Genomic DNA, 13,383 nt, shown 5'->3' with positions numbered 1-13,383 from the left:
CTTTAATCTTACAACTAAAAAAAAATTATATTATGAAAACGAAATTTTTAATTATCGCAACATTGTTTACTTTTTCATTTGTCAATGCGCAACAACAAGAAGCAGAGGAAGAAATGCACTCAGCAAAAGGTGTTAAATTCTCAAAGGGAGATATGTTTATTGAAGGAGGTATCTCGGTTAGTACAAGTGACGACTCGAACGCTTATTCTATCAATCCAAAATTTGGATATTTAATCGCCGATAACTTTGCGGTTGGAGGAGATTTAGATTTTGGAGGAGGTAAAACGGATGCCAATGATGGTAAAACCAGTTTTTTTGGCATCGGTGCTTTTGCCAGATATTACTTTTTTGAAGCTGACTCGAGACGTTTCAAAGCATTTGCAGATGCAGGTCTTGGTTATAGCCACGCAAAAGCCGAATACAATATTGTAGGCGATCCCGTGCGATATGATAATACTACAAACGGAATAAAAGCTAACATTACCGTAGGATTAAATTATTTCTTTACTAAGAAATTTGCCGCAACTTTTGTTTTAGCCGACATTTTAACCTACAATAATGCCAATCCGGAAAACGGGTCATCATCAAACAGTTTTGAATTAAATATTAATTTATTCAACAACATCTTTGCACAACCTAAATTTGGACTGTTATACAAGTTTTAAAATTTAACTTGTCAGCCTTACTTTGACGGTTTAACCGCAAAGTTCGCAAAGGGTTTACGCAAAGTTCGCAAAGCAATTTTAACCCGATAACTTTTGTTATCGGGTTTATTGTTTCTATCAACCTTTGTATCTTTGAATCTTAGAACCTCAGCAACTCAGAACCTCAGAACCTCAGAACCTCAAAAAAATGCTTGACGAATCTCCAAAACGTTTTGACCGTATTGTCGCGATCCTGATTCAGTTACAATCAAAAAAAATTGTAAAAGCCCAGGAATTGGCCAATCGCTTTGAAGTCAGTTTACGAACTATCTACAGAGATATTCGAACATTGGAAGCATCCGGAGTTCCAATTTACAGTGAAGCCGGTGTGGGTTACGCCTTGATGGATGGCTACAGATTACCGCCCGTTATGTTTACGCGCGAGGAAGTAAGTAGTTTTATTGCGGCAGAAAAACTGATGCAGAAATTTACAGATCCTTCTTTAGGAAATCATTATGCCTCGGCAATGTTTAAATTAAAATCGGTTTTGCGAAGTTCTGATAAAGATTGGCTTTCGAATATTGAATCGAAAGTGGTTATGCAAACTGCTGAGCCCATGTTTAATGATAATTCGCCTAATACTTTGGCTGTTCTATTTGAAAGTATAGCGGAGAAAAAACAAATATTACTTTCTTATAAAACCGTTGAAAAAGACGAAAAAACACAAAGAAACATTGAACCTGTTGGTGTTTTTCATGATCACAATAGCTGGTATTTTTTAGGATATTGCCATTTGAGAAAAGATTACCGACAATTTAGAACAGACAGAATTCAGAGCATTCAAAAAACCGAATATGATTTTACAATCGAACACGATTCTTTAGAAACCTATTTAAGTAAAACAGAAACCATTCCGACCACAAAAGTTAGAATTTTGATCGAAAAGAAAATCGCGAGATATTTAGAAACAGAGCGAAAATACCACGGTTATATTTCGGAAAAGGAAGTTGACGGTCAAATAGAAATGACTTTTATGTGCCGCGATATCGAAAGTGGTTTTGCACGTTGGTTTTTAATGTTTGGCGATTATGCCAAAATTTTGGAACCGGAACGACTTAAAGTCCGGGCTTTAGAATTATTAGAAATCAATAGAAAAAGACTTTTATAAAAAAACTCCTGAAAGTAATTCTTCTTCAGGAGTTTTTTTATTTACAAACTACAGGTTTTTTATCTTTCCCAGAAAAAAGGAGGTTCGATATTTAAAGCTCTTAAATAGACATAACCTTGTCCACGGTGATGTATCTCGTTGTCAATTAAATACAAAACATTTTGAATTACAGGGAAATTATATTGTCCAAACAAATTGAAAGTTTCATTAAAATCTTCAATCGTTAATTGTTGCCAATATTTAGTAATTTCTGCTGTCGCCTCATCCCATTTTTCAAGATATTGCGCTTTAAAAATCAAATTTTCAGATGCTTCTGCAAAAGGTGCTGTATCCTTTGTCACAATTCCTTTCATTGCCGGAGCTCCCATTGCCAAAAACTCATCTACCAATTTCGCAAATGGTCGCATTCCCCCAATTGAGAATTCGAAGAAATCTTTGTCAGGAAAAACTTCAATTATACGTCTTGTTAAAGCACGGTGACCTTGCCAGTGGTTCAATAAATCTTCAGGAGTAATTACTTGGGCTGCTAGTGTTTTCATAATTTTAAAGTTTTAATTTGTTTAATACTTCAAAAGTATTGAGGGTTGGTGACAACAGTTTGTCAGCAGGAAAAAAATATTTTATTTTTCTGTTGACAAACGTAGAGGTGCTCCGGTAGAGGGGCACAGCAGTGCGTCTCTACATCACATAAATAAGTTTTACTTATTCTTCAACCATTCAAATAAACGATTCGCATCTTCCAATTTAAACAATTGTGTTCCTTCATTCATGGTTGCGGCAGATCCGCAGGCCACTCCCCAACGAATAACTTCTTTCAGGCTTTTGTTTTGAGACAATGCCCAAACCATTCCGCCAACCATACTATCTCCGGCTCCCACAGTACTTTTTTTAGCAACATTTGGCGCAGGAACATATTCATAATCGTCTTTTGTAACTAAAACAGCTCCCTGAGGACCAAGTGAAACGACAACAATTTCAGCACCGCCTTTGGCAATGATTTTTTTGGCAGCTTCATTTACTTCTTCCATTTCCAGACATTCTACTCCTATTAGTTTTGCCAGTTCACCAACATTTGGTTTAATTAGATATGCTCCTGTTTCCAAAACTTTTTTTAAAGCTTCTCCGGATGTATCAACAATTAATTTTGAATGGGATGTTTTGGCAATTTCTGCTACTTTCTGATAAAAGTTGGAAGACAAACCTTCATTCAGACTGCCACTTGCGACTAAAAACTTTGGTTTTGAGTTACTCAGCGTTTCCAGAACTGCTTTTTCTTCGTCGGCTGTAATTTCTCCTCCGGTAAAACCAAAACGATATTGTGAATTAGTATTTTCATCTACAGCTACAAAACTTTCTCTTGTCCAGGTTTGAATAGGAATCGCCTGAAATTCTATGGCTTCTTTTGCTACCAATTCTTCCAGCATTTTTCCCAATGGTCCGCCAGAAGTAAATACAGCCAACGATTTGCCACCCAATCTGGATATTGCTTTAGAAACATTGATTCCGCCCCCTCCGGCATCGAATCTGGGCTCGGAGCAACGTATTTTTTGTTCTGCAACCAAGCCTTTAAAATGGGTGCTTTTATCTAAGGCCGGGTTTACCGTCAGGGTGATAATATCAAATGCTTTCATGTTTTTACTTTTATAAAAATGGTTTTCTGCTAACACTATATGCAATTTACTAAAATTAGAATCGATAACTGCTCTTCCAAAACAATTAATAGCAAGTATTTTAATAATCTAAAATACTGGAATTCATTGTGTTAAAAATAAAATCATTCGTATCTTTAAACACCCAAATTAATAAAATCAGAATTATGAGAGCACCTCTACTTCTATTTTTATTATTTTATTCGACCATAGCTTCGTCACAAGGAATTATAGTCGACACTACAAGCTTGAGTATACCGCAGCTAATTCGCGAAGAATTAATGCAAAATGCCTGTGCAAACGAGAGCAACTTTAAATTCTCATCGCATCAGGGAATCGGCAAATTCACCAACACCAATCCAAATTTTCCTATCTCAAACGGAATTATTATTCGGAATGGAGTTGCAAAATATACCGAAGGAGCCTACACAGGAGCCAATGAAAGCAGTGAATTGAATACAACCAATGATACTGATTTGCAAACTATAAGTGACGAAAATGGACAAACTGTTCCCATTACCGATATTAGTTTTATTCAGTTTGACTTTACTCCCTTATCGAGCAATTTTAGTTTTGATTTTCTTTTTGCCTCTAATGAATATGGGGAGTTCCAATGTGGTTTTAGTGATGTTTTTGCTTTTATTTTAACTGATTTAACCACAGGAACAGCAACAAATCTTGCCGTGCTGCCTGGAACAACAACACCCGTTTCGGTCAAAAATATTCGGGATGAGCAATATAATTCTTCTTGTTTATCTGCCAATGCCAATTTATTTGATCATTATAATGTAACTAATCCGGGAGACTCTTCTATAAATATGAGAGGCGAAACTAAAGTATTAACGGCTTCGTCTACTGTTATTCCCAATAGAACATATAGTATTAAACTGGCAATTGGTGATTATCATGATAGTGGTTATGATTCTGCAGTTTTTATAAAAGGCGGCAGTTTTATAACTGCTATGGATTTAGGTCCGGACAGAACCATTTGCCAAGGCGAAACAATTACACTGCAGTCCGGACTTACGGGCAACTATACATATGTCTGGACGCTGGATGGCGCTGTAATATCTGGCGAATCAGGTAATTCTTTAACACTTAATAAAGCGGGAACTTACGGCGTTACGGCCTCGCTTTCTGGCTGTGTTATCAAAGATGAAGTAGTTATTTCAGACTTAGCCATTACATCTCCTCAGAATTTAACTGCTTGTTACAATGGAAATGCAAATTATCAATTTGATCTGACACAGAATAATCAAGCCACATTAAACCTCAATCCGGCCGAATATACTCTTCAATATTTTAATTCTTTGGCTGCTGCCAATTCAAACGGACCAGCAATCCCCAACAATCAATTAACTACTTATACAAGCACAGGAAACCAAACTATCTACATAAAACTACTACATGTTTCTAACGGAAATACCTTTTGCAATACCCTACTTTCTTTTGATTTATTGGTAACTAACCCCATTAATGCTGTAAAACCTCCAGACCTTACTTTATGCGATACTAATTCCGGAAGAGTGCTTGTTAATTTAACTTTACAGGAAACTACTATTCTAAATGGATTAAATCCTTCCGATTATAAAATTAGCTATTACAGAAGTCAAATTGATGCAACAAGCGCTACTAATAGAATTCCAAATCCTGCAGTTTTCATTACAAGTTTATCTCAATCTCCACAAAACATCTGGGTACGAATAGAACCTATATCAAGTTCGATTTGTTATACAACCGTCAATTTCATTCTAACTATTAATTCACTCCCTACAGTTGATGATATTCCCGATGTAATTGAATGCAACAGTTATACATTACCACCTATAATAGCCGGCAATTATTACACAGGCCCGGGAGGAACAGGAACTAAATTGAATGCCGGAGATGTACTTACCAAAGGTGGGGTGTATTATATTTATAGTGGCCCAAATGCGACAAACAAATGTACCAACGAAAATTACTTTAATCTAATCCTGATTTACGAAGCGACTTTTCCTAAAGAAGCCTGTGGAAAATATATAATTCCGAAAGTATTGGTTGGAGGCTTTTTTACTGCTGCCGGAGGAGGTGGAAATGAAATTCCGGCAGGAACTTCTTTTACAACTGACCAAACTATTTATTATTATGCCGTAATCAACGGTATAGTATGTCGTGACGAAGCCATATCGTTTGTCGTTTTTCCGCTGCCTTTAGTAGATACGCCAAGCAATGTCGTGACTTGCGATTCTTATATTCTGCCGTCTTTGACAAATGGAAATTATTATACGTTAGCAGGAGGTTTGGGCAACCGTTTAAATGCCGGAGATAACATTACGTCTAGTCAGACCCTTTTTGTTTTTGCCAATGATGGAAGATGTACCAATGAGCATTCTTTCAAAATCGATATTGTAGATTCGCAGGTGTTTGTTCCTATTACGAAATGCGGGAGCTATGCCTTACCTGCAGTTGAAGTAGGCGGTTATTTTGATAGTCCAAAAGGTCAGGGAAAAAGCATTCCGGCAGGAACAGTCCTTACCACTTCGCAAACTGTCTATTACTACGCTACCACGACAACAGCTCCCAATTGCACTGATAATATAAAATACGACATTACCATAAAACCTTTACCCTTGGTAGACACTCCCGCTAATCGATTAGAATGCCAAAGATACCTATTGCCCCCTTTGGTAAACGGCAATTATTTCACCGAAACTAATGGCGGCGGACTCCCATTAAAAGCAGGAGATATTATTAATAAAACACAAACTATTTATATCTATTCCGTTGGAACAGATTGTACCAACGAACACCATTTTATTGTCGAAATCAGGCCGCTTCCTCTTGTCGATAGTTTTACAGATGTAGTAACCTGTACTGATTTTAAACTGCCAAAATTAAAAAACGGAAAATATTACACTGCCACCGGAGGCCCGCATGGCATAGGAACTCAAGTTTCCGAAGGCACATCGATAAGCAGCAGCCAAACTATTTATATTTATAATGAATGGCCAGACTTCGCAAATTGTCGAAATGAAACTTTTTTTAAAGTCAATTTCAACGGAATAGATTTGGGTACTTTTGCCAACATAAATGTTTGTGACAGCTACACGTTACCGCCATTGAAATTAGGTAACTATTATTCACAACCTCAGGGAAAAGGTACTGTAATTCCCGTTGGCACAATTTTAAAAACCTCTCAAACCATTTATGTTTACGCCATTGTCGGAAATCGGCAAACCTGCGCCAGCGAAAAAAGCTTTTTGGTTACCATTTCACCAACTCCTACATTGGTCAGCACTGCGGATGTTGCCATTTGTCAAAGCTATACATTACCACCTTTATCAATTGGTACTTATTACAGCGGACCAAATGCAACAGGAACACCTTACCTGGCCGGTCAACAAATAAATACAAGTCAAAAAATATACATTTATGCTGCAGCTCCGGCCAATTCCGCTTGTGCGTCGCAAGATGACTTTGATATTACCATTTATCCCCTGAAAGATTTGCAATTAAAAAACGGGATAATCTGTGTCGATTACCAAACAGGAACTTTACTCAGAGCGGCCCAATTAAATTCAGAACTTAATCCCAATATTTACACAATTGACTGGTTCCTAAACGGAAACAAAATAAGCACAGGAGCCACTTATGCCGCAAGTCAGGAAGGAACTTATACTGTTGTCACCACTAAAAAAACACCTAATATTGGTAACGATTGTGGATATAATCCTGCCACAGTTATTGTCGAAAAATCCAGCCCCGCCATTGCAACTGTTGCCGTAACAGATTCTTTTGAAGATACGATCGACATTATCGTAACGCTCACTAACGGTTTTGGAATCTACGAATATCAATTGGATGACGGTACTTTTCAGACCAACAATGTATTTTCAAATGTTGATTCCGGCGAACACGTTATAACTGTAAAAGATGTAAAAGGAAATTGCGACGATCAGATTTTAATTGCCAAAGTACTCAAATACCCAAAATTTTTCACTCCAAACGCAGATGGCTACAATGATACCTGGAATATTCCGGATCTTGCTTTTCAACCAGACGCCTATATAAACATTTTCGATCGCTACGGCAAATTCTTAAAGCGACTCAGTCCGGCAGGTCCGGGTTGGGATGGCAATTACAACGGAAATGCGCTTCCTTCTACTGATTATTGGTTTCAGGTTTTTTATACCCAGGATGGCATCAGTCAGGTATTCAAAGCACATTTTAGTATGAAAAGATGATCATTTGGGCGTGCCACCATCCTGATAAGAGGGCAAATTTACATTGCGGTTATTCGCCCTCTTATCGAGATGCTGTCAGGCTGTCCGCGTTACTTCGGTAACTTGCTCCCATCCTTCACGTACTAACAATGCCAATATTTGGTCAATTCTCACAAATCATCATCCGAAATTAAAACTTGAAGTAGCTAAATTAATCGAAGAAAACGTAGATAACTACTTGTAATATCCTATTTTTTCCTGCTTAAAAATTAATAATCAACTCTCTCTATAGTTATTAAATCATCAACTTCGTACCTTTGCAACCTTGGTAAAAAACCAAAAAAGTAATAAAGAGATAAAATGATTGAAGATAAAAACCCACAACGTACCAGTATAGCGCAATTAGGCGAGTTTGGTTTAATAGAACATTTAACCAAAAATTTTGATGTTACGCAGGAGTCCACTTTAAAAAGTATAGGCGATGATGCTGCTGTTCTTGATTTTAAGGATAAAAAAGTAGTCGTTTCTACCGATTTATTGATCGAAGGAGTACATTTTGACTTAGCCTACATGCCTTTAAAACATTTAGGATACAAAGCTGTAGTTGTAAATATATCTGATATTTGTGCTATGAATGCCAGAGCAACTCAAATTACGGTCTCTGTGGCAGTTTCTAACCGTTTTCCTCTGGAAGCCTTAGAAGAATTATTTGAAGGCATTACACACGCTGCAAAAGAATATAAAGTAGATGTTATAGGCGGAGATACAACCTCATCTCAAAAAGGATTAATTATTAGCATAACTGCAATTGGTGAAGCTAATGAGGAAGAGATCGTTTACAGAAACGGCGCTAAAAAAACCGATTTACTTGTTGTAACTGGCGATATTGGTGCAGCTTATATGGGATTGCAGGTTTTAGAACGCGAAAAACAAGTTTTTCAGGTCAACCCAAACAGTCAGCCAGATTTAGACATGTACAGTTATTTGATCGAACGCCAGTTAAAACCAGAAGCACGAAAAGATGTTCGCACTTTATTGCACGCTCTTGAAATAAAACCAACTTCGATGATTGATATCTCTGACGGATTATCATCAGAAATTATCCATTTGTGTAAACAATCAAAAGTGGGTTGTAATTTGTATGAGGATAAATTACCGTTAGATCCTCAGTTTATTTCAACTTGCGAGGAGTTTAATATCGACAGCACTACAGTTGCTATTAATGGCGGAGAAGATTATGAATTACTATTTACAATTGACATTAACGATTTCGACAAAATAAAAGGAAATCCAAACTTCTCTATAATTGGTCACATGGCCGATGAGAGTGAAGGAATAAATTTAGTGACACGTGCCAATACTCAAATTCCTTTGAAAGCAAGAGGTTGGGACGCATTGAGTGAATAATCTTTAAAATTCCAAATAAAAAATTCCAAATTCCAATAATACTGTCATTGGAATGTGGAATTTTTTATTTGGAATTTCATTTTAAAAAAGCCCTTTACTTTTGGCTTCTTTAATTAATTCTTCATCTGAACCAGACTTTATTTTAAGCAATTCTTTTAAATTGACTTTTCGTTTTTCAATAGCATTCAACGAAATCGGAATGTATTGTGGCATGTGGGCAACCGGAGTTTGTTTTGAAAGGTGAAATAAAATTTGTTTATCAAACTCATCAATTTCGATTGAATTATGCGCCGACTGATTCAGCATTTTTACCACAGACTGACTATAATATTTCTCGTTTTTCATTACTTTATCAAAAGCAAAAAGCAGCTCATCAAAAGTAAGGTCATTTTTAATTATCAAACCATTTGGGTTTATAGTTCTGATAATTGTTTTTATTTTCAGCAATTCGGTATACATTGTCAGCAAAATAATCTTGCAATGTGGCATTTTTTTCATGAGTAATTTCGCCAGATCTTCACCTGAAAAAATGTCTTTTTCCTCATAAGCCGGCATACTTATATCTAAAAAAGCTATTTCAAAATTTGGAGTCGTCTCAGCTTCAATTAAATCATAAGCCGACCTGCAATCATACGCCTGTGAAATAACAAAATCATATTCCTTGGGATTATAACGTGTTATCGCATTTTTATATCCCTCAATTATAAAAGGATGGTCATCAACAATTAAGATATTTCGGCTAATTAAAGGCGAAATCGGTGATGTTAGGTTAAATGTCATTCTTTTGCAGGTTTATTTTTTGATCTATTGGGACTTTAATAAAGAGAATTGTTCCTTCTCCTTTGGCAGATTTTATAGTGACTGTACCCTTACACTCTTTTGCTCTGTATTGAATATTATGTAATCCTATTCCGTTTTTTGTCCTTTTGGCATTAAAACCATTTCCATCATCTGAAATCGATAAAATCAAATAATCAATTTCACTTTTAAAGCCAACTGTAATCGTTTCTGCATCAGCATATTTATTGCAGTTTTGTAAGGCTTCCTGAATAATTCTGTATAAATTAATTTTGACAATATTACTGACCAATTCCCACTTAATATGGGGATCGAAAGACGTAATTAATTTAGAATTATACGTGTTTTGTTGATTTTCAAACAATTTGTTTAAAATCGCGATAAAATTATTAATTAATTCTGATTTTTCCCTATTTAAGTCATGCGAAATTTCACGAATATCTTCTTCGATATGTTTCAGCTCTGTTAAATATTTTTTTCTTTTCTGTGAGGCCTGCACCTCATCTATCTTATCCAGACTGTCTAAGCTAATTCGCACACCAAACATTCTTCCTAAAACACCATCGTGAAGTTCCTGGGCAACTCTTTTCTTTTCTTTAATTCGGGTCATCTCAATATCATTTTGCTGAGAAATCATCAAATTATAAATATCTTCATTGGCAATTTGCTGTTGCTGCTTAAAAAGTAACTCTCTGTTTTTCGCCTGTTGTGTTTTGTAAACATAAAAAAATAAACCTAACAAAGTACAAATACTAAAAACATACACTAAAGCCCTGTTTTTCTCCTGCAAATTCGAGTTTTGATCTTTTATTTCGTTAGTTTCATATTCAATACGAGAAAATTTCTCACCCATTCTCCTTTCTGCACGCAACATTCTATCGTTCATCGTAATGTATTCCTTAGAATAAATAGAAGCATTTTTAGGATCAACAATCCCTAACTGTTTAAGAGCTTGCAATGTATTGTTTGGTTTACTGGAAAGACGCGAAAGCATTAACGCCTGTTTTGAAAGTTGAATAGCTTTAAAAGTATCTTTTGTTAGTGCATAATATTCAGACAAATGAATTTGGTTTGATATCATGGCAGATTTTAAGCCCAAACTATCTCTAATTTTTAAAGATTTGTAAAATTCGTCAGCAAGGCCATCCATTTTCTTAAATTTGAATTTAGAGTAGGCTAAATTATCTAACAACATGGCATACAATATTGTTTTTTCCTTAAAAAGATTTTTTTGTTTTAATCCTTCCTCAAAATAAAGGATTGCTTTTGGATAGTTTTGCATACCCATGTAAATAAAGCCTATGTTATTTAATGAAGTAGCTTTCAATTGAAGATCCAATGGTATAGCAGGATCTTTAAGCATGTTTAAGGCTTTATTTTGAAATTCTAAAGACTTTCCATACTCTTCTCTTTCATTATGAATTATCCCAAGAAGATTATAACATTCATAAAGTTGGTCGCTTACATTTTTTTTCCCTTTTAATATGCTCAAAGCTTTAAAAACAGATATTTCACTTCCAAAAAAATCTCCTTCATCGTATTGCAAGGTTGCTTTACTTAATAATGTTTTAGATAAATTATATTCATCATTGATTTTCAGGTAAATTTTTTGAGCTTTAAAATAGTTTCTAAAGGCACTGTCTGAAATTGTCTGAGAACTGTAATAATCACCCAAATACGTATATGCTTTAGCTATGCTTACAGAATCTTTAGTAATTATTGCTCTGTCTAAAACAAGTTCTGATATTACACGATATGATTTTAAATCATTCATATTGTAATAACGGTTCGCAATCTTAAATAAATTAACCCTGTTAAGCGAATCATTTTTTTGATTGATAACTATTGAAAAAGCTTTCTGATTGTACTTTTGTTTAAAAGTATAATTTAAGTTGATATCATTGGCTAATGATAAATAGACAGGAAGACTGTCTTCTGAAGAAGTTGCGTTTTTTTCTAAATGGTCCTTCTTAGTACAACTAAGAAAAAGCAACACTAAAAACAATAGTATTTTACAATATCTTTTCAATATAAGTTTTTGAATTTTACCAAAAATACTAAAACTATACACACAAAAAAAGGCTGTCAAAAATTTGACAGCCTAAATATCTTTAAAATCAGTACGTTTTAAATTTAATCTACTTTTTTTCCTCCTATTGATTGATTAACATTCGCAAAATTAGATTGCGTTTTTGCAACTTCTTCCATACGATAATCTTGTTTTCTTCCGTGTCCTGCCATAGAACCATCAGTTGGAGGAACAATAGCTAATTGACCGTTTGAAGATGTAACTGGAGTTGATGGATTTGCAAAAGAAGTTGCTACCATTACTAAAGAAAATAATCCGATTGTTAACGTTGCTTTTTTCATAATCTTGAGGTATTTTATTTGATTGTTTGTTTTTGGGAAAACGATTGCTTTTTGCGAATCGAGTTTGTAAAACTAGTTACGGAATCAAAAAAAATAGATACAAAAAATGCGGTTTATGGTAGAACATGCCCAAATGATAGTCAATGAGCGTTAATTCAGTGTAAATGTCTAATATTTAGACCTCTATGTAGTTTCCTGCTGCAAAATTGGCGATAATTATATCGACATTTGATTTATAGGTTTTAGAAAATGGAATCTTTTTTGGAGAGTTTTTTATGTAACAAACTGAGTTTCCGTTATGAATTCTGGCAATATAATTTTGATTAATGATATAACTGTTGTGAATTCGGATAAAAGGATGCGACAAAATACTCTCAAAATGCTTCAATGTTTTAAAAGCAGTTATCATTTCGCCAGTATTAAGATAAATATCTGTCGAGTTATTATCGGCTTGAAAATAGGCAATGTCAGCTGCATTTAGATAACGATAATCGCCATAAGATTTGATACAAATAATTAAGGGCTTTTCAACAACTTGCGGAACTTCTGCCTGAGGGATGGCGACAGAAACCACTTCATTTACGATTTGTACAGTATTAGTCGCTAAAACTACCTTTTCTAGTTTCAAAGTCGTTTTAAGTAAATCAATATGTGTGAGGGGTTTTAGTAAATAATCAAAAACGCCATATTGAAGAGCATCAAAAGCCAATGCTTTTTTTGTGGTGGTAACTATTATTTTAGGTATTACAGCCAAATATCTATACAATTCGTTAATGAACGCAAGCGATAAATTACTGGATAAATCTTCCGGATCAATTTCTAAAAAAATAAAAGAAGGTTTATGTTCCAAAACCAGATGCAAACCATTTTGATAATTCGTCGCCGAAGCCACAAAAGTCAATTCCGAAAAACCTTCTGCAATTGTTTTGGTTTTCAAAATACTTTCGGCATCATCATCAACAATAATATACGAATATCTTTTCAATATTAAATTTCAGTTTTATGGCAATTAAATTTACGCAATTCAATTATCTAAACATTTCATTGTTAACACATTACATTAAAATGTTAATATATAAGGATGAAATGCAAAAAAGTTCGGTGAAATGCACTTTTCAAAAGTAAAAAAATCCCAAACTCCA

10 protein-coding genes are annotated in these 13,383 nt (G+C 34.9%); 4 read left to right on the top strand and 6 right to left on the bottom strand.

All coding sequences use genetic code 11. The annotated features are described in order from the left end of the window. Positions 1-32: 32 nt before the first annotated feature. Positions 33-665, top strand: a complete 633-nt coding sequence (locus B0A65_RS04450; protein ID WP_074660645.1) for an outer membrane beta-barrel protein — start codon at positions 33-35, stop codon at positions 663-665. A 187-nt stretch (positions 666-852) separates the two neighbouring features. Next, positions 853-1,812: a helix-turn-helix transcriptional regulator gene (locus B0A65_RS04445; protein WP_074660643.1), complete on the top strand. Its 960-nt coding sequence runs from the start codon at positions 853-855 to the stop codon at positions 1,810-1,812. Between the two features lie 59 nt (positions 1,813-1,871). Here the strand turns inward: B0A65_RS04445 and B0A65_RS04440 are convergent, their stop codons facing one another. Beyond that, positions 1,872-2,351 carry a DinB family protein gene (locus B0A65_RS04440; RefSeq protein ID WP_074660641.1) on the bottom strand — a complete coding sequence of 160 codons (480 nt, stop codon included), beginning with the start codon at positions 2,349-2,351 and terminating at the stop codon, positions 1,872-1,874. Positions 2,352-2,510: 159 nt separating this feature from the next. Further along, positions 2,511-3,443 carry a 1-phosphofructokinase family hexose kinase gene (locus B0A65_RS04435; protein ID WP_074660640.1) on the bottom strand — a complete coding sequence of 311 codons (933 nt, stop codon included), beginning with the start codon at positions 3,441-3,443 and terminating at the stop codon, positions 2,511-2,513. A 185-nt stretch (positions 3,444-3,628) separates the two neighbouring features. Here B0A65_RS04435 and B0A65_RS04430 point away from each other — a divergent pair, with 185 nt between their 5' ends. Together B0A65_RS04430 and thiL are read left to right on the top strand one after the other, a co-directional pair. Further along, complete coding sequence (locus B0A65_RS04430; protein WP_083370466.1) at positions 3,629-7,687, top strand: T9SS type B sorting domain-containing protein; 4,059 nt, start codon at positions 3,629-3,631, stop codon at positions 7,685-7,687. 339 nt (positions 7,688-8,026) lie between these two features. After that, positions 8,027-9,073, top strand: coding sequence for a thiamine-phosphate kinase (thiL, locus tag B0A65_RS04425; RefSeq protein ID WP_074660637.1), 1,047 nt, complete (start codon positions 8,027-8,029; stop codon positions 9,071-9,073). An 81-nt stretch (positions 9,074-9,154) separates the two neighbouring features. Here thiL and B0A65_RS04420 read toward each other — a convergent pair whose 3' ends face one another. The 4 genes from B0A65_RS04420 to B0A65_RS04405 all read right to left on the bottom strand — a co-directional run bounded on the left by B0A65_RS04420 (position 9,155) and on the right by B0A65_RS04405 (position 13,226). Continuing rightward, a complete protein-coding gene (locus B0A65_RS04420; protein ID WP_074660635.1) occupies positions 9,155-9,853 on the bottom strand; it encodes a response regulator in 699 nt (232 codons plus the stop codon). Then, positions 9,843-11,900, bottom strand: a complete 2,058-nt coding sequence (locus B0A65_RS04415) for a tetratricopeptide repeat-containing sensor histidine kinase (protein WP_074661012.1) — start codon at positions 11,898-11,900, stop codon at positions 9,843-9,845. Before B0A65_RS04415 ends, B0A65_RS04420 begins: the two co-directional genes overlap by 11 nt. A gap of 104 nt (positions 11,901-12,004) precedes the next feature. Continuing rightward, the gene (locus B0A65_RS04410; protein WP_074660633.1) at positions 12,005-12,241 is read right to left on the bottom strand and encodes a hypothetical protein; all 237 of its coding nucleotides are present in this window, start codon (positions 12,239-12,241) and stop codon (positions 12,005-12,007) included. 175 nt (positions 12,242-12,416) lie between these two features. Continuing rightward, on the bottom strand, positions 12,417-13,226 hold the full coding sequence (locus B0A65_RS04405; protein ID WP_074660632.1) for a LytR/AlgR family response regulator transcription factor: 810 nt from the start codon (positions 13,224-13,226) through the stop codon (positions 12,417-12,419). Between the last annotated feature and the right edge of the window lie 157 nt (positions 13,227-13,383).

The organism is Flavobacterium frigidimaris (assembly GCF_002217275.1).
In the GTDB taxonomy this organism is placed as follows: domain Bacteria; phylum Bacteroidota; class Bacteroidia; order Flavobacteriales; family Flavobacteriaceae; genus Flavobacterium; species Flavobacterium aquidurense.
This window is presented reverse-complemented; position numbering and strand designations above follow the sequence as displayed.